This window comes from Rhodococcus xishaensis (assembly GCF_004011825.1).
GTDB lineage: Bacteria > Actinomycetota > Actinomycetes > Mycobacteriales > Mycobacteriaceae > Prescottella > Prescottella xishaensis.
Genome location: NZ_RKLO01000006.1, coordinates 213,766 through 232,804, shown reverse-complemented (window position 1 = coordinate 232,804; position 19,039 = coordinate 213,766). Strand labels below are relative to the sequence as shown.

The window sequence follows — 19,039 nt, the reverse complement described above, 5'->3', positions numbered from 1 at the left end:
CTAGTACGCGAACGACAGTTGCTCTTCTTCGGACTCCGGTTCCCCCGGTCCGCCGCCCTTCGGTCCCTCGCCCGGCGGATGCTCGTCGTGCGGCGACGGGCCTTCGATCGCGTACCGCCGGATCAGGTAGAACCACACGACCCCGAGCGCGCCGTACAGCAGAGTGAACACGATCAGTGACGTCAGGACGAGTCCGGCCGGATGGTCGGAGACGCCTTGGTCCACGGTGAGCCGGATCAGGTCGACTCCGGTTGGGTTCGGATGCACCACCCACGGCTGGCGACCCATCTCCGTGAAGATCCAGCCGGCACTGTTGGCGAGGAACGGTGTCGGAATCGCGATGAGGCACAACCACTTGAACCAATTCTGGTCCGGGACGCGGCCCCTGCGGGTGACCCACAGACCGGCCAGCGCGAGTGTGAGCGCGCCGACACCGAGGCCGATCATCGCGCGGAACGACCAGTAGGTGACGAACAGGTTCGGACGGTAGTTTCCGGGACCGAACTGCTGTTCGTACTGCACCTGGAGGTCCTCGACGCCTTGCAGCGTGACGCCGCTGAACTTGCCCTCTGCCAGCCATGGCAGTACACCGGGCACTTGGAGAACGTGCGTGACGCTGTCGCAGTTGTTGTGCGTACCGACAGTCAGGATCGAGAAGTCCGGATCGGTCTCGGTGTTGCACAACGACTCCGCCGACGCCATCTTCATCGGCTGCTGCTCGAACATGAGCTTGCCCTGCATGTCACCGGTGTAGATGATCGAGACACCGGCGATGATCATCACGAGCATGCCGAGTCGTGCTGCCGGACGGAACATCTCACGCGCATCCCGCACCAGGACTTCGGATTCCGCAGGTGGTGCAGTCTTGGACCTGCGCATGTTGCGCACCATCCACCACCCGGCGATGCCGACCACGAACGTCGCCGCGGTCAGGAAGCCGCCGGCGACCGCGTGGAGGTACGCCGCGACTGCGGTGTTGTTGCTCAGCAGCGCCCAGATGCTCTCGAGCTCTGCGCGCCCGGTCTCCGGATTGAAGCGCGCACCGACTGGATGCTGCATGAACGAGTTCGCGACGATGATGAAGTATGCAGACGCGTTCACACCGATCGCGGCCAGCCAGATCGTCGCGAGGTGAACACCCTTGGGCAGACGCGTCCAGCCGAAGATCCACAGGCCGAGGAACGTCGATTCCAGGAAGAATGCGATGAGACCTTCGAGCGCGAGGGGTGCTCCGAAGACGTCACCGACGAATCGGGAGTACTCGCTCCAGTTCATGCCGAACTGGAACTCCTGCACGATGCCTGTCGCGACGCCGATCGCGAAGTTGATGAGGAAGAACTTGCCGAAGAACTTGGTGAGGCGGTACCAGTGGTCCTTCTTCGTCACCACCCACATGGTCTGCATGATCGCGACCAACGGGGCCAGTCCGATCGTGAGTGGAACGAAGATGAAGTGATAGACGGTGGTGATGCCGAACTGCCACCGGGAGACATCCAGGACGTCCATGGCTACTCCGAAAACTCGACCCGTACGACAGGCTTCGGGATCGAGACGTGGGTGGCCGCTCGATCCCTGTTCACAAAGCTACTGCGGGACGGAGGTACCCGCAGTTCCTTGCTACTACGAAATGTAGTAGACCGTCCGGTTCAAGCCCAACTGGAGTCAGCCCGCCCCGACCGCCTCGACCGCCAACTCGACCATCGAGGCCACATCCTCGGCCGCCGCCGAGGGCGCCAGCGCGGTGCCGTCGAGGGTATGCACCCGAGCGGCGAGAGTGACGCTGGACATCATCCAAACCCCTTCCGCTGCAAGGAGATCATCGGGGTACAGGGGTGCGTACTCGCATACGTACCCTTTGTCCGGTGCCACCTCGAAAAGCGCCTTCTGCGTGGTGCCGGCGAGGATGCCCTGCTCGGGCGGTGGAGTGATCAATCTCTTACCCCGAGCGATCACGACCGTCGACCGCGGACCCTCGAGAATCCTGCCCTCGCTGCTCGTGAAGACGACGTCGTCCACGCCCCTTGCCTGCGCGTACCGCAGCGCTGCCATGTTCGTGGCGTACGACAACGTCTTCGCACCCGCCAGCTCCCACGGCGCGGCGGCAGACAGATCCACCGAGATGCCCCGCGGCAACGTCATTGCCGAGATCCCGTCTCTCCGGGCGCGCAGTACCCGTTCAGCCACAGGGCCCACCGTCACGAACGCTGTCGGTGGTCCGCCCATCTCGCGTCCGCGGCTCAGGACCAGGCGCATCCATCCGTCACGGTCGCCTCCCCACTCCCGAACCGCCACCCGGGCAGCGTGCGTCCACGGTCCGCGCCCGGTCCACGGCAGTTCTAGGGCGCGCGCCGACGACTCCAGCCGAGCCAGGTGCAACTCGGCCTTGCACGGTCTACCGTTGCGCACCAGCAACGTTTCGAACACGCCATCACCGCGAACCACGGCGAGGTCGTCTGCGTACAGGAACGGCGCGTCGGCGTCGCGCACCTGGCCGTCCAACGTAACCAGCACCTGATCAGCCATGCGCCCCACCTTAGCCAGAACTGGCATAACCCGTATTTGGACGATGCATCGTCAGGCATGCCCGAACCCCGCTCATAGAATGGGACCGTGGCTGACACCCCGCGCGTTGCACCCAGTCCCCTGCTGTCCGTACCCGGCGCCGTGCCGCCTCCCGAAGGTTCGCCCGACGCCGGCGTGGCCTGGCACTACGGCGACCCGTTCGCCGAGCAGCGCACCGCGACCGGGTCGGTTGCGGTCGTCGACCGCTCCCACCGATTCGTCATCGCGATCTCCGGCGACGAGCGCCTGACGTGGCTGCACACCATCTCGAGCCAGCATGTCGCCGCGCTGCCCGACCGTACGAGCGCCGAGAACCTGTCTCTGGACGTCAACGGTCGGATCGAGCACCACTGGGTACAGACCGACGTCGACGGGGTGACGTGGATCGATACCGAAGCCGATCGGGGCGCTTCACTGCTGAGTTTCCTGACGAAGATGGTGTTCTGGGCCAAGGCCGAACCCCGCGACGGCAGCGACATGGCGGTACTGAGCCTGATCGGTCCCGATGCCAACTCCCCCGCGATCCTCGCGGCGCTGGGCATTGCCGAGCTGCCGGCCACCTACGCGGTGACGCCACTGGCCGGCGGCGGATTCGTGCGCCGCATGCCGTGGCCCACAACGGACTCGTTCGACCTGCTGGTACCGCGCGCCGACCTGACGCGGTGGTGGGCCACACTCACCGAAGCGGGGGCACGTCCGGCTGGGTCGTGGGCCTTCGAGGCTCTGCGGGTGGCAAGCCTCCGGCCACGGATCGGCGTCGACACCGACGAGCGGACCATTCCCCATGAGGCCGGCTGGATCGGCGGCCCCGACGAGCACGGTGCCGTCCACCTCGACAAGGGCTGCTACCGCGGTCAGGAGACCGTCGCACGCGTGCACAACCTCGGCAAGCCCCCACGACACCTCGTGATGCTGCACCTGGACGGCTCCGCCGAGGGACGCCCGGAGGTGGGTGAGGCGGTGACCGCGGACGGCCGCACCGTCGGACGTCTCGGCACCGTCGTCGACCACTTCGAATGGGGACCCATCGCGCTCGCGCTGATGAAGCGGACCGTGCCCGCCGACACTGCGCTGGCAACCGGACCATGTGCCGCGTCGATCGACGAGGACTCGGTGCCTGCACACGACGAGGTGCAGCCGGGGCGGGAGGCCGTCGACCGGTTGCGTGGCCGACGGTGACCGGCCGGGTAGAGGCGGTGTGTGTCGTGTTCGCCGAACGCGACACACCGAGCAAGCGTGCGCCCCGTACCGCCATAGACAAACGGCCTGTCGACGGCCCCGTGCTCGTCACGCCGGACGGCCTCACCGGTGACCACGTGTGTGACACCAAGTTCCACGGTGGGCGGGACAAGGCGGTCTACGCCTACTCTGCGGCGGAGGCCGACCGCTGGGGCCGCGAACTGGGCCGAGCGCTGGCACCTGGCTGGTTCGGGGAGAACCTCCGACTGGCCGGGGTGGCCACGACGGACGCGGTGATCGGCACCCGCTGGCGGATCGGGACCACCGAACTCGAGATCACCCATCCGCGGGTGCCGTGCGCGACATTCGCGCACTGGACAGGCGAACCCCGGTGGATCGAGCGTTTCACCGACCGCGCCGACGTCGGCGCCTACCTACGGGTGCTGGCACCCGGGCATCTTCGGGCCGGTGACCCGGTGGAGATCTTGTCGGTTCCGGCGCACGGCGTGACGGTCCGAGACGTGTTCGTCGGCGACGACCCGGACAGGCTGCGGGTCCTCCTTGCTCAGCAACCGAATCTCGCGGCCGTGACTGAAGCGCGCGTCCGGAAATTCCTGAATCGTGCGGGAGAGCGGGTGTAGTCGTGAGCGTCGAACTGGTGGAGGTCGTTCGGTCCGGGTTCCGGGAATGTGTTCATCGCGGGTCGCTCGTGGTGCTGGCGCCGGACGGTACGACGACACTCTCGCTCGGCGAGGTTCACACCCCCATCTACCCGAGGTCGTCGAACAAGCCGATGCAGGCGGTGGCGGTGCTCCGCAGTGGATTCACGCCCGGCTCGACCGAGGAATTGGCGATCGCGTCAGCTTCGCACGACGGCGAGCCCGAACACGTCGCGCTCGTCGAGAAGCTCCTGCGCCGGATCGGCCTCGACGAGACCCACCTCCTGTGTCCGCCGGAGCTGCCGGCCAACGAGCTGGCCCGTGCGGCGGTAATCGCGACCGACAAGCCTCGGCGCACCGTCTACATGAACTGCTCCGGCAAACACGCAGCGATGCTCGCTGCATGCGTGGCCAACGATTGGCCCCTGGACTCGTACCTCGACCCGACCCACCCGCTGCAGCAGGTGGTCATCGAGACGATCGCCGAACTCAGCGGCGAACCCGAGTCCGAACTCGGCATCGACGGCTGTGGGCTGCCGATCATCCCGCTCTCGCTCACGAACCTGGCACGTGCGTTCTCGACGCTCGTCACCGCCGCTCCCGGCACACCCGAACATCGAGTCGCCGAAGCGATCCGCACGCACCCCCACCTGATCTCCGGGACCGGCCGCGACGACGCGCGACTGATGCCTGCGGTGCCGGGACTGCTGTGCAAGGCCGGGGCCGACGGCGTTCATGCCGGTGCATTGCCGGACGGCACCGCTTTCGCACTCAAGATCGACGACGGCCACGAACGTGCCCGATTGCCCTTGACCGCAGCCCTGTTGCACCGGCTAGGTGTGACGTGGTCGGAGGACCACGCCGCACTGGCGTCGCAGCCGGTCTTCGGTGGCGGCGCCCGTGTAGGCACAATTCGAGCTATCCCCGGTGTGTTCTAGCCTGCAGAGTTCTGACATCACACCAGTTCACGGGCCTGCTGAGACAAACCAGACACAGCCAGTAGCGGGACCTGGAGGCGGAACGGACTTTTCCACGCTAGAGTGTTGGTCAGGAAAACATTCAACACTCAACGCGGGGCCGCCAAATTCCCCAGGCCGCCCCGCGAAAAGCGCGAGGGGGTCAGCCATGGGCCGCGGCCGGGCTAAGGCAAAGCAGACCAAGGTTGCACGGGAACTCAAATACAGTTCTCCGGCCACGGATTTCGACAGCCTGCAACGAGAGCTCTCGGGCAACTCGTCGCGAAACGGCATCCTCGCGGATCAGCGCTCCGATCAGGATGGTCGCTCCCAATGGGAAGAGGACGACTACGAGGATTGGCGTCGCTGAGCGTCGAACCGATACGCCTCAAAGCACACGAATGAGGGGGAGCCACCTGGGCTCCCCCTCATTCGTGGTACTTGCGTGGGTGTTCGTGATCATCCCGAACACGATCGACGACAACCGGTTGTCCACGCGTCGTGGACGCTCTCAGCACCACCGTCCGGGGACGTCCGCTACGTGCCAGCTACCTCGACGTGCAATCTAGTGCTGGACTCCCGCTGGACGAGCCAGACGGCGCGGGTGGTTCAGAGCGGCGTTTCAGAAGCGCGGATGATCGCCGACCAAAGCGGCGCGAACCGAGTCGGCGTCAGACGCCTTCCTGACGGTACCGAGCGTCCAGCAGTCGATATGGCGGGCCGTGAGAACCGCCATGGCCCGATCCACGTCCTCCGGCGCGACGATCGCGACCATCCCGACGCCCATGTTGAACGTCTGCTCCATTTCGGCACGCTCGACGCGACCGCGCTGCGCGATCAGCGTGAACACCGGCGCCGGACTCCAGGTGCCACGGTCGAGTTCGGCGACCAAGCCCTTGGGCATCACGCGGGCGAGATTGTTGACCAGGCCACCACCGGTGACGTGACAGAAGGTCCGCACGTCAGCCTCGGCAGCGAGCGCCAGGCAGTCCTTCGCGTAGATACGGGTGGGCTCGAGCAGTTCCTCACCAAGCGTGCGGCCGAACTCGTCGACGTGACCAGTCAGCGACATCCGGTCGATCTCGAGCAGCACCTTGCGGGCGAGTGAGTAGCCGTTGGAGTGCAGGCCCGACGAACCCATACCGATCACGACGTCACCCGGGCGGACCCGGTCCGGTCCCAGCACCGCATCGGCCTCGACGACACCGACACCTGTTGCCGAGATGTCGTAGTCGCCGTCCGCCATCACGCCCGGATGCTCGGCCGTCTCACCGCCGAGCAGCGCGCAGCCGGCCTGGATGCAACCCTCGGCGATACCGCCGACGATCTCCGCGACCCGCTCCGGAACGACGCGGCCGACGGCGATGTAGTCCTGGAGGAACAGTGGCTCGGCCCCACACACGACGAGGTCGTCGACCACCATCGCGACGAGATCGAGACCGACCGTGTCGTGCTTGTCCATCGCCTGTGCGACGGCGAGCTTCGTGCCGACACCATCGGTCGAGGCCGCGAGCAGCGGCTCCTTATAGTGACCCTTGAGCGAGAACAGACCGGCAAACCCACCGAGACCCCCCATGACCTCGGGGCGGCTGGCCCTCTTCGCCAGCGGAGCAAACAGCTCGACTGCCCGGTCGCCCGCTTCGATGTCCACTCCGGCGGCGGCGTACGAAGCGCCCTGCGTGCGGGTACTGTCCTCGGTCATTGGGTTCTGGCTCCAGCCTTGATTTCGGTGAACGTCTCCACTGACGCAATCACGGAAGTCATGCATACGCATGCATGCGCGTACACGGCAATCACCTCGATTGCGCCCTTACGCTACCGGAGTGCGCGAGGCACGCGGAATCGTCCTTGCTCTAGGGGCGGGACAGCGCGTTCGCGTTGTCGTTGTCGTGCGAGATCGGGGTGCCCGCGGCCGACTCCAGCATGCCCTCGAGGACGTTCTTGCCCATCCCCTCGCTCGGCAGCGCGATCGGGTAGGTCCCGTCGAAGCACGCCTTACAAAGGCGAGTCGAGGGCTGCTCGGTCGCGGCAACCATGCCGTCGATCGAGATGTATCCGAGCGAGTCGGCACCGATCGAGCGACGTACTCCCTCGAGCATGTCGTCGAGCGTGTCGTTCACACCGCTGCCCTCGGCGCCGTTCGCGATCAGCTCGGCGGGCGAGGCGAAGTCGATGCCGTAGAAGCACGGCCACTTGACCGGTGGAGATGCGATCCGCACGTGGATCTCGAGCGCACCGGACTCGCGCAGCATGCGGATCAGCGCTCGCTGGGTGTTGCCGCGCACAATCGAGTCGTCGACGACAACGAGACGCTTGCCGCGGATAACTTCCCGCAACGGGTTGAGCTTGAGCCGAATACCCAACTGACGGATGGTCTGTGACGGCTGGATGAAGGTGCGCCCCACATAGGCGTTCTTCATCAGACCCTGGCCATACGGGATACCGGAGCCCTGCGCGTATCCAACCGCAGCGGGCGTGCCGGACTCCGGGACCGGGATCACCAGGTCGGCGTCGGCCGGGTGCTCCTTGGCAAGGCGGCGGCCGATCTCGACGCGAGTCGAGTGCACGGAACGTCCCGAGATCACGCTGTCGGGACGAGCCAGATACACGTACTCGAACACACAGCCCTTGGGTTCCGGGTTGGCGAACCGCGATGATCGGACGCCGTCGGCATCGATCGCGAGCAGTTCACCGGGCTCGATCTCGCGGACGAACGAGGCACCGACGATGTCGAGGGCTGCGGTCTCGCTCGCGACCACCCAGCCGCGGTCGAGGCGGCCCAAGCACAGTGGACGAATACCGTACGGGTCGCGCGCCGCATACAGCGTGTGCTCGTCCATGAAAGTCAGGCAGAACGCGCCACGCAGCGTCGGCAGCAGCATCAACGCGGCCTGCTCGAGCGTGCTGTCGGCGGCCTCGTGCGCAAGGAGGGCGCCGACTACGTCGGAGTCCGATGTCGCCGCACCCGGGCGCTTGTCGTCGATCAGTCCGAGTTCCCGGGCGCGCTGCGCGAGCTCGGCCGTGTTCACGAGGTTGCCGTTGTGGCCCAGCGCGACGCCGGTGCCCGCGGCCGTGGTGCGGAAGATGGGCTGCGCGTTCTCCCACGTCGTCGAGCCCGTGGTCGAGTAGCGGCAGTGGCCGACGGCGACGTGCCCAGGCATCGCGCCGAGGGTCTGCTCGTCGAACACCTGACTGACCAGTCCGAGGTCCTTGAAGACCAGCACCTGCGAGCCGTCGGCGACCGCGATGCCGGCCGCCTCCTGACCGCGGTGCTGGAGGGCGTAGAGCCCGTAGTAGGAAAGCTTGGCGACTTCCTCGCCTGGAGCCCAGACTCCGAAGACGCCACACTCCTCACGAGGTTCGTTCTCGTCCGCCTCCGGCGTGGTCGTAGCGAGAAGGTTCCGGCTGTTGACCGACAGGTCGGCACGAGTCACTACAGGCGCTCCCTTAGGGGCTTCGGTGCGGGGCGTGCCCATTCTAACTACCGCGGGCACATCGGTTGACTTTCGGTGGCCTGACTTTCGGTGAGTCGCGCAACGCAACGGTTGTCACAGGTCGCGGTGGTCGCAGGCAGTTGTCACAGACGCAACAGCGGCAGCCAGTGGCTGACCTCTCCGGCCCGGCTGCCCGACACGTCCAGCGAACCGGCCGCGGCAGCGTCGTCGAAACCGAGCCGTCCGATCACCATCAGCAGCCAGGTTCGCGGGTCGGTCTCGACGACGTTCGGTGGTGTGCCGCGGGTGTGCCGCGGACCCTCGATGCACTGCACAACGACGAACGGCGGCACCCGTACCTCCACGCTCGAGCCGGGGGCGACCTGTTCGAGGGTGCGGGCACTGAGCCGGACGGCAGCGGCCAGTTGAGTGCGCGCCGGCGCCGCCTCTTCCTCGCCCCGCAGCCACGGTCCGACGGCGAGCAGAGCGCTGCGAAGTTCGGCTGGATCGACGGCGCGACGAGCTGGCATGGGCATGGAATCTAACCGAACCTACCGTCCTCGAGGAACAAGCCCGTGGACGAAGCCGTTGCACAGGTCATGAGCACCGAGGTCAGCACGCCGCGTCCGCTTCTCGATCTCGTTGCGTCGCAGAACAAGGCGATTCTCGTAACCGTCAAGCGTGACGGTAGGCCGCAGCTGTCGAATGTCATGTACGCGTGGGATCCGGACACCCGGACTGCGCGGGTGTCGGTGACCGCGGACCGGGCAAAGACCCGCAATGCGTCGCGGGACCCCCGGGTTTCCCTGCACGTGAGCGCTCCCGACTTCTGGAGCTACGCAGTCGTCGAGGGCGACGCGGAGCTCTCGCCCGTTGCCGCAGACCCGCTGGACTCGACCGTCGGCGAACTCGTCGAGGTCTACCGCAGCGCCACCGGAGGCGAGCACGAGGACTGGGACCAGTTCCGGCGCGCGATGGTCGACGAGCAACGTTTGGTTCTGCGGATCAACACCGGACGCATCTACGGGATGGCCTAACCGCTTCCCTCACTTCTCCGGACCGTCCCGCCCCCGGAGCGACTCGAGCACGTCGCGGACCCGTTCGGTGTCTGCCTGCGTCCAGCCGTCGGGCGTGGTGACCGCGACCCAACCATCGAGGATGGTGGTTCCGTAGTTGTGGCCGTGCCCGTCGGGGACTCCGGCCGCGTTCGCCAGGTCGGCACTGACCTGCCAGAAGGTCACGAACGGGAACCACCTCATCGACGGGAGCCGATCGAACCCGGGTGGCTCCGACAGCCAGCCCGGACGTCTGAAGATGAGGTCGGTGGACCACCACACCACGGGATCGGACGGGTGCTGGATATAGAGCACGCGCGGCTCGAGCCAGGGCCCCGGCCCCCCAGGTATCGCGGCGGCGTCGTCGGCGAACCGCACGATCAGACCGTCTGCATACACCGGCTGGATTTCCGGCGTGCCGGGATCCCGTCGGTCGGTGAGTGACCGCCACAGCGGGTTCGAGTTGGGCGGCCCAACCCAGAGCACGCCGTCGACGGTCTCACGAATGTCCGCGAGTCCATCGAAGGCACCCTCACCGGCCTGCGTTCCGAGGCTCTCGCCGTACACGTACAGCTTGGGCCGGGTCGCCTCCGGTTTGGTGAGCCACCGATCGTGGACTGCGCTGATCAGCGCATTGCCGGCGGCCGCCGCCTTGCTGCGGTCGGCGAGGAACGAGATCCAGCTGGGCAGGTACGAGTACTGGGCGGCGACGAGCGCGCTGTCGCCGTTCTCGACGAGTTCGATCGCCTGTGCCGCGGTCGGGTTGACCCAACCGGTCCCGGTGGTGGGGATGATCACCAGCGTCTTGCGTTCGAAGGCGCCGGTCCGCTCCAGTTCGTCGAGGACGATGTCCATGCGGGCATCGGTGTCCTGCGCCGTTTCGAGCCCCGCGTAGACCCGGATGGGCTCCTGGGCGGGTTCTCCGTTGGCTGCAGTCAGTTCGGCGGCGCTGATGCCGCCGGAGACGAAGTTGCGGCCTTCGAATCCGAGGGTGTCCCACGGCGCCAACGACACCGGGCTGCCCGATTTCTCTGGCAGTAGCGGCTGCACCACGCCGGGGCGGGTCTCGTTGTTCTGGAGGCTGAACGCCGAGTTCACCGCGTCGTAGCCGACCCGCAGGAGTATGCCGTCGACCAGCATGAACACCAACACGAGCACGACGGCGAACCCAGCTGCCGACGCGGCCGGGCTCGGGATCTTGAGCCAACGGTTGAGCTGGCGTGCCACCCACCGGACGAGGTCGCGCAACACCCGCCACACGGCGATGAGCGCGGCCGCGACGAGCATGCTCAGGCCAAGGGTACGGATGTATCCGGTAGTGGTCGTGCCCTCCGCGTTCATCAGCGCGGACAACTCCCGCTGCCAGCCGGCCGAGTAGACCAGCATGATGATCGCCGCGAGCAGCGAGAGGATCGGCACGGCCACCTTGACGGGCCGGATGATCCGGTCGGACAACGGCCACCAGGACCGGCGCGCAAGGCCGAACTCGTAGACCAGCCAGCCGATCGCCGTGCCGACCGCATAGCCGATGGCGGCGCTGATGCCACCGATCAGTCCCTGGTACAGCCAGTCGCGCGGCAGCAGCGACGGCGTCAGCGACCAGCAGAAGAACAGCGTTCCGAACGCGATTCCCGTGAAGTCCAGACTGAGCAGGCTCCACGCCCAGACGACGAACGGATGTCGCTGCTGGAAACTGGGGCGGGCAGGGGGCACTGGCTGCGGGCTCTCCCGCAGCTCAGTGAGCCCCTCTCGTTCGACCCCCGAGTCCGTCACGCATCATCCAAACATCGCCGGGAGGGTCGATTCGAACGCCGCACGCAACTCGGCCATAGTGACCGAGAACTGACCCTGGACCTCGATCGAGTCCGAGCCCTCGTCGACGACGCCGATGCGAACCCAGGGCAGCCCACGGGCCGAGCACATACCGGTGAAGCGGCTCTCCTCGGTACGCGGTACCGCGACCAGCACGCGACCGGCCGACTCGGAGAACAGGGTCACGAATGGGTCCGTGTCCTCCGGCAGCAGGATTCGGCACCCGGTCTCGCCGGACAGCGCGGCCTCCACGACGGCCTGCGCGAGACCTCCCTCGGACAGGTCGTGGGCGGCGGAGATCAGGCCGTCCCGGGAGCCGGCCAGCAGGATGTCTGCCAGCAGTCGCTCACGCTCTAGATCGACCTTCGGCGGGACACCGCCGAGGTGACCGTGCTCGACCTGCGCCCAGATGGAGCCGTCGAACTCATCACGGGTCTCCCCCAGCAGGATCAGGGTCTCGCCCGGCTCGAGGCCGATGCCAGTCGGGATGCGACGCTGCACATCGTCGATGACGCCGAGCACGGCGACGACCGGTGTCGGCAGGATCGCGGTGGATCCGGTCTGGTTGTAGAAGCTGACGTTGCCGCCGGTGACCGGGATGCCCAGCTCGGCGCAGCCGTCGGCCAGGCCGCGTACGGCCTGCTGGAACTGCCACATCACACCCGGATCCTCCGGCGAACCGAAGTTGAGGCAGTTGGAGACCGCCTTCGGTGTGGCTCCGGTGACGGCCACGTTGCGGTACGCCTCGGCGAGCGCGAGCTGCGCTCCGGCGTATGGGTCGAGCATCGTGTAGCGGCCGGACGCGTCGGTGGCCAGCGCGATCCCGCGACCGGTCTGCTCGTCGATGCGGACCACTCCGCCGTCAGCGTTCTCCGCGAGCACCGTATTGCCACGGACGTAGCGGTCGTACTGCTCGGTGATCCACTTGCGGCTGCACAACGCCGGCGACGCGATCATCTCGAGCAGCGTCGCCTTGAGCTCCTCGGCAGCCTCCGGACGCTTCAGGTTCGCGGTCGTGTCGGCGATCAGCGCGTCCTGGGTGTCCGGCCGCTCAACCGGGCGCTCGTACACCGGCCCCTCGTGCGCGACGGTGCGCGGCGGGACATCGACGACGGTCTCGCCGTGCCAGTCGATGACGAGGCGCTCACCGTCGGTGACTTCACCGATGACGGTGGCCAGCACGTCCCACTTCTCGCACACCTCCATGAACGCGTCGACATTCTCGGGGGTGACAACCGCGCACATGCGCTCCTGCGACTCGCTCGACAGCACCTCTGCCGCGGTCATGCCGGTGGCCCGCATAGGGACCCTGTCGAGGTCGATGTGCATGCCGCCGTCTCCGGCTGCGGCCAGCTCCGACGTCGCGCAGGACAGTCCGGCTCCACCAAGGTCCTGAATACCGACGACGAGCTTGGCCCGGTACAGCTCGAGGCAGCACTCGATGAGCACCTTCTCGGTGAAGGGGTCACCGACCTGGACGCTCGGCAGCTTCTTGGGGCGACCGCCTGCACTGTCGTCGAAGGTCTCCGAGGCGAGCACCGACACACCGCCGATGCCGTCGAGACCGGTGCGTGCACCGAACAAGATGATCTTGTTGCCGGCGCCGGACGCGAACGCCAGGTGCAGGTCCTCTACGCGCATCGCGCCCGCGCACAGCGCGTTCACCAGCGGGTTGCCCTGGTAGGACTCGTCGAACACGGTCTCGCCGCCGACGTTGGGCAGGCCGAGGGAGTTGCCGTAGCCGCCGATGCCACGCACGACACCGTCGACGACGCGGCGGGTGTCAACGTGGTCGGCGGCCCCGAAACGGAGCTGGTCCATGACCGCGATCGGGCGTGCGCCCATCGCCATGATGTCGCGGACGATGCCGCCGACACCGGTCGCCGCACCCTGATAGGGCTCGATGTACGACGGGTGATTGTGCGACTCGACCTTGAAGGTGACGGCCCAACCGTCGCCGATGTCGACGACACCGGCGTTCTCGCCGATGCCCGCGAGCATCGAGGCCCGCATCTCGTCGGTCGTGGTCTCACCGAAGTAGCGGAGGTGGACCTTCGACGACTTGTAAGAGCAGTGCTCGCTCCACATCACCGAATACATCGCGAGCTCTGCATCGGTGGGCCGGCGACCGAGGATCTCCTTGATGCGGGCGTACTCGTCGTCCTTGAGGCCCAGCTCCTTGTACGGCTGAGCGACCTCAGGAGTCGAGGAAGCGTGAGTGACGGTATCTACCTGCGGAGACACGGGGCGTGCGGTCCCTTCCCTCTGAGATGAATCGGCGAGCCGGGCAGCGGGCTGCCAGGCCAAAGTCTAGCGGCGGTCGCCGACGCACCGCGCACCGCGCGCCATGAGCCCGATCCTGGCTCGCGGGTTGGGCTGGCCCCGCTTCGCGCTGCGCCGGTCGGGGGACGACATCGACAGCCTCGATGCGATCACCGCGCGGTCGAGATCACCACGCCGTCCGAACAGGAACGGAACACCGTATCCAACTAGCGCACCGGTGTGAGGAAGGCCGCGAGCGCGTCGGCGTACATTCGAACGTCTCTCGCAGCCATCAACTCTCGGGCGGAGTGCATCGCCAGCTGCGGTGCCCCGACGTCGACGGTCGACAGTCCGGTCCGGGATGCGGTGATCGGTCCGATCGTCGATCCGCACGGGAGATCGGCGCGGTGTACGTACCTCTGTAGCGGAACCCCGGCGCGGTCGCACGCGAGTGCGAACTCGGCGGCGCCGGCGGCGTCGGATGCATAGCGCAGGTTCTGGTTGACCTTGAGCACCGGTCCGCCGCCCACCTGGATGCGGTGGGCTGGTTCGTGACGATCCGGGTAGTTCGGGTGGGTCGCGTGCGCCATGTCGCCCGACGCGCATACCGACCCGGACATCGCCCGCAGGAAGTCCTCACGCCCGCCGCCACGGAGGAGCACGATGCGCTCGAGCACCGAGTTGAGCAGGTCCGAGAAAGCACCGCGATCGGACATGCTGCCAACCTCCTCGTGGTCGAACAACGCGAGTACCGGTGTGCAGTCACCGGGCTCGGCGACCGCGGCGAGCAGCGCCCGCGTGCCGGCGTAACAGGTGCCCTGGTTGTCGAGGCGCGGCGCACTCACCAACGACGAGTCCTCCCCGACCACGGCCGACGGAGCCAGGTCGTGCGTCATCAGTTCCCAGCCGAGGACGGCGTCCGCGTCGACTCCGGCCTCACCGGCGAGAAACCCGATGAACGAGCGCGGCTCGCCGCCGATGCCCCACACCGCGTTCACATGCCGCTGCGGGTCGAGCTGCACACCCTTGCGGTCCTCGGAGAGGTGGATCGCCAACTGGGGCACCCGCAGGATCGGACGGTCGACCCGGACCAGCACCTCTTCGACCGCATCGCCCGACCGCCCGCCACCCGACCGCCCGCCACCCGACCGAACACTGAGCCGCCCGGAGATGCCGAGGTCACGGTCGAGCCAAGAGTTGAGCCACGCACCCCCGTAGGGCTCGAGACCGACGAGCTGCCAGCCGGCCTGGACCAGGTCGGGGTGCTGCTTGACCCGCAGGTTCGGGCTGTCGGTGTGCCCGCCGACAATCCGGAACGGCGATGCCGGCCCGGACTCCCCGGTGCCCCCCTTCCCGGCGCTCTCCGTGCTCCAGGCGATCAGCGATCCGCCGCGGGTCAGGTAGTACCGGCCGGACACGGCGGGCCATGCGTCGGTCTCGCGCAGTTCGGTGAATCCGTTTTCGGCGAGCTGCGCCGCCACCGTCGCACACACGTGGAACGGCGACGGCGATGCGTCGACGAACGAACACAATCCCTGGGCGTCGGCCTGCGTCATCGATGGCATACCGACAATCATGCAGTACGGGCTCAGTGCCCTCCGGCCACGCAGAACTGGTTGCCCTGCGGGTCCGCGAACACGACCCAGCGGAAGCTGTCCATGCTCTGTCGATGAACCTCGGTGGCACCGGCAGCCAGAATTCGCTCGACCTCAGCATCCAGGTCGGACGACCCTAGATCCATGTGCTGTCGGTTCTTTCCCGAGGTGGGGTCGCTCACCTTCTGGAAGCCGAGCTTGTGGCCCCAGCCGGGAACCCCGACGACGTAGAACCAGCCTTCGTTCTCCTCCTCGATCGTGCCGCCCGTCAGATCGGACCACCACTTCGCGAGCGGGCCCGGGTCGGCCGAATCGATTGTGATCATGCCTAGTCCAAGTGTCATGGCAGCACGCTATCGCGGGGGTCCGACAACCCGGGGGAACCGCGGGGTCAGGCTGTCAGGACTCCATCGAGGACGGAGTAGAACATGCCCAGTCCGTCGTCACTCGGCCCGGTGAGCGGCTCGGTGGCGTGCTCGGGGTGCGGCATGAGGCCGACCACCCGGCCGTTGGCCGACGCGATGCCGGCGATGCCCCGCTGCGAGCCGTTCGGGTTGTCGCCGGCATACCGGAACACCACGCGCCCCTCGCCCTCGAGCTCGTCGAGCACCTGCTCGGACGCCTGGTAGCGGCCCTCACCGGACTTGAGCGGGACCAGGATCTCGGCGCCGACCTCGTAGCGCGACGACCATGCGGTGGTGTTCGAGGCAACCTCGAGCCACTGGTCGCGGCAGATGAAGTGCAGGCCCTCATTGCGGGTCAGCGCACCCGGCAGCAGACCGGCCTCGCACAAAACCTGGAAGCCGTTGCATATACCGAGCACGGGCATCCCGCCGGCGGCCGCCTTGACGACCTCGCCCATGACGGGCGCGAAGCGGGCGATGGCACCGCAGCGCAGATAGTCGCCGTAGGAGAAGCCCCCGGGGACGATGACCGCGTCCACACCGCGCAGGTCGGCGTCGCCGTGCCAGAGGCTGACGGCCTCACCGCCGGCGAGGCGTACGGCACGAGACGCGTCGACGTCGTCGAGCGTGCCTGGGAAGGTGATGACTCCGATGCGTGCGGCGCTCACTGGACTCGGGTTACCTTCCAGTCCTCGATCACGGTGTTCGCCAGCAGCGACTCGGCGATCCTGGCGAGCTCGTCGTCGCTGACGGTGTCGTCGACCTCGAGCTCGAACCGCTTACCCTGGCGGACGTCCGCCACACCGTCGTGACCGAGTCGGGAAAGAGCCCCGACAATGGCCTGCCCTTGCGGGTCGAGAATTTCGGCCTTGGGCATGACATCGACAACGACACGGGCCACGTGCTGCTCCTCGCTATGGCTGGCTTCCGCCCGGGATCGCACCGGGCATGCGGGAGTTTACCGGGCTGCCCGGTGCGCACCCGAACCGAGTGAGCGCCTTACAGCCGCGCGCTGACGGTTGTGATCGCGCATACTCGACTCATGCGACTGACGCACTTCGGCCATAGCTGTGTCCTGGTGGAACTCGACGGCGCAAAGATCCTGTTCGACCCCGGAAACTTCTCGCACGGGTTCGAGGGAATCACCGGTCTCGACGCCATCCTCATCACCCACCAGCACCCCGACCACGCCGATCCGGAGCGCCTGCCCGCACTTGTCGAGGCCAACCCTGGAGCAGGGTTGTACGCGGATCCGCAGACGACGGCGCTGCTGGGCGAGGCGTGGACTGCGGTGTATCCGGGCGACGTGTTCAACGTCGGCGAGGTGCAGGTGACAGGCACTGGCGGCACCCATGCGGTGATCCACCCGGAGGTCCCGCTGATCGACAACACTGCCTACCTGCTCGGTGACGCCGAGAGTCCAGCCAAGCTGATGCACCCGGGGGACTCGCTGTTCGTGCCGGAGCAGAAGGTCGACGTCCTCGCGATCCCCGCGGCGGCTCCGTGGCTGAAGATCTCCGAGTCGATCGACTACCTGCGGGCGGTGCATCCGCGGGTCGCGGTGCCGATCCACCAGGGCGTCGTCGCGAGGGAAGCTCGGGGAATCTACTACGGGCGTCTCACCGAAATGGGCCCGGGCGGAACGGAATTGCGCGTTCTGCCCGAGGAGTCGAGCGTCGAGGTGTCCTGAACGACATCGGGCAACGAGAGGTGCGAGCGGCGGGGCCGCGTCTCACGCCGCCTCGTGCGCCCGGTCCGGCAGCGGCCACCGGTAGACGGTGGGCTCGGCGCCGTGGTGCATCGTGAGATCGACCGCGTCGAGCACTGCCTGCCGGGGCCCGGACGTGCCGAGTTGCTTCGCCGAGACAGCCAAGCGCACCAGGCGCCCGCGCCGCGCTCCTCGGGACGCGTTCAGCACCATCGCCCGGCACCGCCACGGCTCGGTGCGGAAGCCGTCGCCCAGCCCGATGAGGTGGCCGCGGATGCTCACCCCGCGCGTGAGGTCACGGATCGCAGTCAGCCCCGCGATCAGGCGAAAGCCGACGGTCGGCAACACCGCCACGGCACCCGGGGATGCGACCCATCGGGGCGGAGCGAACAGCCGCGTGCGCAGGCCCGTCTCCTCGAGTACGCGGTCGGCGGCCAACAGACGCAGTCGGGCCTCATGTTCCGGCAGGATCGCGAACTCGGCGCGGCGCCCCTTGGTGGCGGCCTGGTCGAAGCCGTGCAAGACGATTGCGTCGCCGCGATCGCGGCGCTCGCGCAACCACTCCTGGGTGCCCGGATCCGCTGCCAGTCGGTACTTTTCCTCTAGCCGGGGCGCGACGAACAGCGACAGCGGAACGGATCTTCGATCCATCTCCGCAGCGAACCCAGCGACGAGGTCGCGCGTATCGTCGGTGATTCCCGACACCGACACGATCACCTGTCCGGTCATGCGTTCAAGCGTTCCAGTCGGAGGTGAACACCAGACGGCACCCGCACACACATTCGTGGACGATTTCGTGTGCGGGCGCTATCGGTCTAGCGCGGCAACATGGCCTCGATCGCCGCGATCACCTCGGGACCGTCGGGCTCGGTGCGCGGACGGAAGCGGTTCGCGACAGTGCCGTTGGGTGCGATCAGGAACTTCTCGAAGTTCCACTGGATATCGCCCGCCTCGCCGTCGATGTCCGCGGTCTTGGTGAGCTCGGCGTACAGCGGGTGCCGATTCTCCCCATTGACCTCGATCTTCTCCATCAGCGGAAACGTGACGCCGTACGTAGTGGAACAGAAGGTCTGGATCTCCTCGGGTGTACCCGGCTCCTGACCCATGAACTGGTTGCACGGAATACCGATGACCGTCAGGCCACGGTCGGCGTACTCGCCAGCCAACTTCTCGAGAGCTGAGTACTGAGGCGTCAGGCCACATTTCGAGGCCACGTTGACCACAAGGACGGCGCGTCCGCCGTACTCACCGAGGCTTGTCGGCTCACCGCCGAGGGTGTTGATCGTGATGTCCTGCAATCGAGTCGTCATATGTATCAACCTAGCCAACCGCTTAGGGCTCGCGCTTCTCTTACGGGTCGACCCCGCGCCCAGGAGAATCCTTCTGTGCCATGACATCGGGGCCACCAACATT

At 67.1% G+C, this 19,039-nt stretch carries 19 protein-coding genes; 6 read left to right on the top strand and 13 right to left on the bottom strand.

Features of this window, described 5'->3' with window-relative positions:
• Both EGT50_RS15245 and EGT50_RS15240 read right to left on the bottom strand, forming a co-directional pair.
• The gene (locus EGT50_RS15245) at nucleotides 1–1,506 is read right to left on the bottom strand and encodes a cytochrome ubiquinol oxidase subunit I (protein ID WP_127955508.1); all 1,506 of its coding nucleotides are present in this window, start codon (nucleotides 1,504–1,506) and stop codon (nucleotides 1–3) included.
• Nucleotides 1,507–1,662: 156 nt separating this feature from the next.
• The gene (locus tag EGT50_RS15240) at nucleotides 1,663–2,523 is read right to left on the bottom strand and encodes an aminodeoxychorismate lyase (RefSeq protein ID WP_127955507.1); all 861 of its coding nucleotides are present in this window, start codon (nucleotides 2,521–2,523) and stop codon (nucleotides 1,663–1,665) included.
• An 87-nt stretch (nucleotides 2,524–2,610) separates the two neighbouring features.
• On the opposite strand from EGT50_RS15240, the gene ygfZ reads away from it, so the two are divergent.
• The 4 genes from ygfZ (at nucleotide 2,611) to EGT50_RS15220 (ending at nucleotide 5,726) form a co-directional block, all read left to right on the top strand.
• Nucleotides 2,611–3,741 (top strand): CAF17-like 4Fe-4S cluster assembly/insertion protein YgfZ, encoded by a 1,131-nt coding sequence (gene ygfZ, locus EGT50_RS15235; RefSeq protein ID WP_127955506.1) that lies wholly within the window; start codon nucleotides 2,611–2,613, stop codon nucleotides 3,739–3,741.
• A complete protein-coding gene (locus EGT50_RS15230; protein ID WP_127955505.1) occupies nucleotides 3,738–4,382 on the top strand; it encodes an MOSC domain-containing protein in 645 nt (214 codons plus the stop codon). Before ygfZ ends, EGT50_RS15230 begins: the two co-directional genes overlap by 4 nt.
• Nucleotides 4,383–4,384: 2 nt before the next feature.
• Nucleotides 4,385–5,338: an asparaginase gene (locus EGT50_RS15225; protein WP_127955504.1), complete on the top strand. Its 954-nt coding sequence runs from the start codon at nucleotides 4,385–4,387 to the stop codon at nucleotides 5,336–5,338.
• Nucleotides 5,339–5,525: 187 nt separating this feature from the next.
• The gene (locus EGT50_RS15220; RefSeq protein WP_127955503.1) at nucleotides 5,526–5,726 is read left to right on the top strand and encodes a DUF3073 domain-containing protein; all 201 of its coding nucleotides are present in this window, start codon (nucleotides 5,526–5,528) and stop codon (nucleotides 5,724–5,726) included.
• A gap of 252 nt (nucleotides 5,727–5,978) precedes the next feature.
• Here the strand turns inward: EGT50_RS15220 and purM are convergent, their stop codons facing one another.
• From purM to EGT50_RS15205, 3 genes are all read right to left on the bottom strand, one after another.
• Nucleotides 5,979–7,058, bottom strand: coding sequence for a phosphoribosylformylglycinamidine cyclo-ligase (purM, locus tag EGT50_RS15215; protein WP_127955502.1), 1,080 nt, complete (start codon nucleotides 7,056–7,058; stop codon nucleotides 5,979–5,981).
• Nucleotides 7,059–7,209: 151 nt separating this feature from the next.
• The gene (gene purF, locus EGT50_RS15210; RefSeq protein WP_127955501.1) at nucleotides 7,210–8,790 is read right to left on the bottom strand and encodes an amidophosphoribosyltransferase; all 1,581 of its coding nucleotides are present in this window, start codon (nucleotides 8,788–8,790) and stop codon (nucleotides 7,210–7,212) included.
• Nucleotides 8,791–8,933: 143 nt separating this feature from the next.
• The gene (locus EGT50_RS15205) at nucleotides 8,934–9,320 is read right to left on the bottom strand and encodes a sterol carrier family protein (protein ID WP_127955500.1); all 387 of its coding nucleotides are present in this window, start codon (nucleotides 9,318–9,320) and stop codon (nucleotides 8,934–8,936) included.
• 69 nt (nucleotides 9,321–9,389) lie between these two features.
• Here EGT50_RS15205 and EGT50_RS15200 point away from each other — a divergent pair, with 69 nt between their 5' ends.
• Nucleotides 9,390–9,827 carry a PPOX class F420-dependent oxidoreductase gene (locus EGT50_RS15200; RefSeq protein WP_127955600.1) on the top strand — a complete coding sequence of 146 codons (438 nt, stop codon included), beginning with the start codon at nucleotides 9,390–9,392 and terminating at the stop codon, nucleotides 9,825–9,827.
• A gap of 9 nt (nucleotides 9,828–9,836) precedes the next feature.
• Here the strand turns inward: EGT50_RS15200 and EGT50_RS15195 are convergent, their stop codons facing one another.
• The 6 genes from EGT50_RS15195 to purS all read right to left on the bottom strand — a co-directional run bounded on the left by EGT50_RS15195 (nucleotide 9,837) and on the right by purS (nucleotide 16,819).
• A complete protein-coding gene (locus EGT50_RS15195; RefSeq protein ID WP_127955499.1) occupies nucleotides 9,837–11,618 on the bottom strand; it encodes an alpha/beta hydrolase in 1,782 nt (593 codons plus the stop codon).
• Between the two features lie 3 nt (nucleotides 11,619–11,621).
• Entirely contained in the window at nucleotides 11,622–13,901 is a 2,280-nt protein-coding gene (purL, locus tag EGT50_RS15190; protein ID WP_127955498.1) for a phosphoribosylformylglycinamidine synthase subunit PurL, read from the bottom strand.
• Nucleotides 13,902–14,146: 245 nt separating this feature from the next.
• Nucleotides 14,147–15,484, bottom strand: coding sequence for a M18 family aminopeptidase (locus EGT50_RS15185; protein WP_164873426.1), 1,338 nt, complete (start codon nucleotides 15,482–15,484; stop codon nucleotides 14,147–14,149).
• A gap of 23 nt (nucleotides 15,485–15,507) precedes the next feature.
• Complete coding sequence (locus EGT50_RS15180) at nucleotides 15,508–15,858, bottom strand: VOC family protein (RefSeq protein ID WP_127955496.1); 351 nt, start codon at nucleotides 15,856–15,858, stop codon at nucleotides 15,508–15,510.
• A 47-nt stretch (nucleotides 15,859–15,905) separates the two neighbouring features.
• Nucleotides 15,906–16,586 carry a phosphoribosylformylglycinamidine synthase subunit PurQ gene (purQ, locus tag EGT50_RS15175; protein ID WP_127955495.1) on the bottom strand — a complete coding sequence of 227 codons (681 nt, stop codon included), beginning with the start codon at nucleotides 16,584–16,586 and terminating at the stop codon, nucleotides 15,906–15,908.
• Nucleotides 16,583–16,819 (bottom strand): phosphoribosylformylglycinamidine synthase subunit PurS, encoded by a 237-nt coding sequence (gene purS, locus EGT50_RS15170; protein WP_127955494.1) that lies wholly within the window; start codon nucleotides 16,817–16,819, stop codon nucleotides 16,583–16,585. The genes purQ and purS overlap by 4 nt, the downstream gene beginning before the upstream one ends.
• A 141-nt stretch (nucleotides 16,820–16,960) precedes the next feature.
• Between purS and EGT50_RS15165 the strand changes: the two genes are divergently transcribed.
• A complete protein-coding gene (locus EGT50_RS15165) occupies nucleotides 16,961–17,608 on the top strand; it encodes an MBL fold metallo-hydrolase (protein WP_127955493.1) in 648 nt (215 codons plus the stop codon).
• Nucleotides 17,609–17,650: 42 nt separating this feature from the next.
• Here the strand turns inward: EGT50_RS15165 and EGT50_RS15160 are convergent, their stop codons facing one another.
• Nucleotides 17,651–18,355, bottom strand: a complete 705-nt coding sequence (locus EGT50_RS15160; protein ID WP_127955492.1) for a DUF2334 domain-containing protein — start codon at nucleotides 18,353–18,355, stop codon at nucleotides 17,651–17,653.
• A gap of 86 nt (nucleotides 18,356–18,441) precedes the next feature.
• Complete coding sequence (locus tag EGT50_RS15155) at nucleotides 18,442–18,936, bottom strand: glutathione peroxidase (protein ID WP_127955491.1); 495 nt, start codon at nucleotides 18,934–18,936, stop codon at nucleotides 18,442–18,444.
• Nucleotides 18,937–19,039: the final 103 nt, after the last annotated feature.

Coding starts and splice junctions, on each gene's coding strand:
- EGT50_RS15240 (WP_127955507.1), bottom strand. CDS start 2,523: ATGGCTGATCAGGTGCTGGTTACGTTGGACGGCCAGGTGCGCGACGCC.
- EGT50_RS15180 (WP_127955496.1), bottom strand. CDS start 15,858: ATGACACTTGGACTAGGCATGATCACAATCGATTCGGCCGACCCGGGC.
- EGT50_RS15245 (WP_127955508.1), bottom strand. CDS start 1,506: ATGGACGTCCTGGATGTCTCCCGGTGGCAGTTCGGCATCACCACCGTC.
- EGT50_RS15200 (WP_127955600.1), top strand. CDS start 9,390: ATGAGCACCGAGGTCAGCACGCCGCGTCCGCTTCTCGATCTCGTTGCG.
- EGT50_RS15185 (WP_164873426.1), bottom strand. CDS start 15,484: ATGCCATCGATGACGCAGGCCGACGCCCAGGGATTGTGTTCGTTCGTC.
- EGT50_RS15155 (WP_127955491.1), bottom strand. CDS start 18,936: ATGACGACTCGATTGCAGGACATCACGATCAACACCCTCGGCGGTGAG.
- EGT50_RS15160 (WP_127955492.1), bottom strand. CDS start 18,355: ATGACCGGACAGGTGATCGTGTCGGTGTCGGGAATCACCGACGATACG.
- EGT50_RS15205 (WP_127955500.1), bottom strand. CDS start 9,320: ATGCCAGCTCGTCGCGCCGTCGATCCAGCCGAACTTCGCAGCGCTCTG.
- EGT50_RS15165 (WP_127955493.1), top strand. CDS start 16,961: ATGCGACTGACGCACTTCGGCCATAGCTGTGTCCTGGTGGAACTCGAC.
- purM (WP_127955502.1), bottom strand. CDS start 7,058: ATGACCGAGGACAGTACCCGCACGCAGGGCGCTTCGTACGCCGCCGCC.
- EGT50_RS15220 (WP_127955503.1), top strand. CDS start 5,526: ATGGGCCGCGGCCGGGCTAAGGCAAAGCAGACCAAGGTTGCACGGGAA.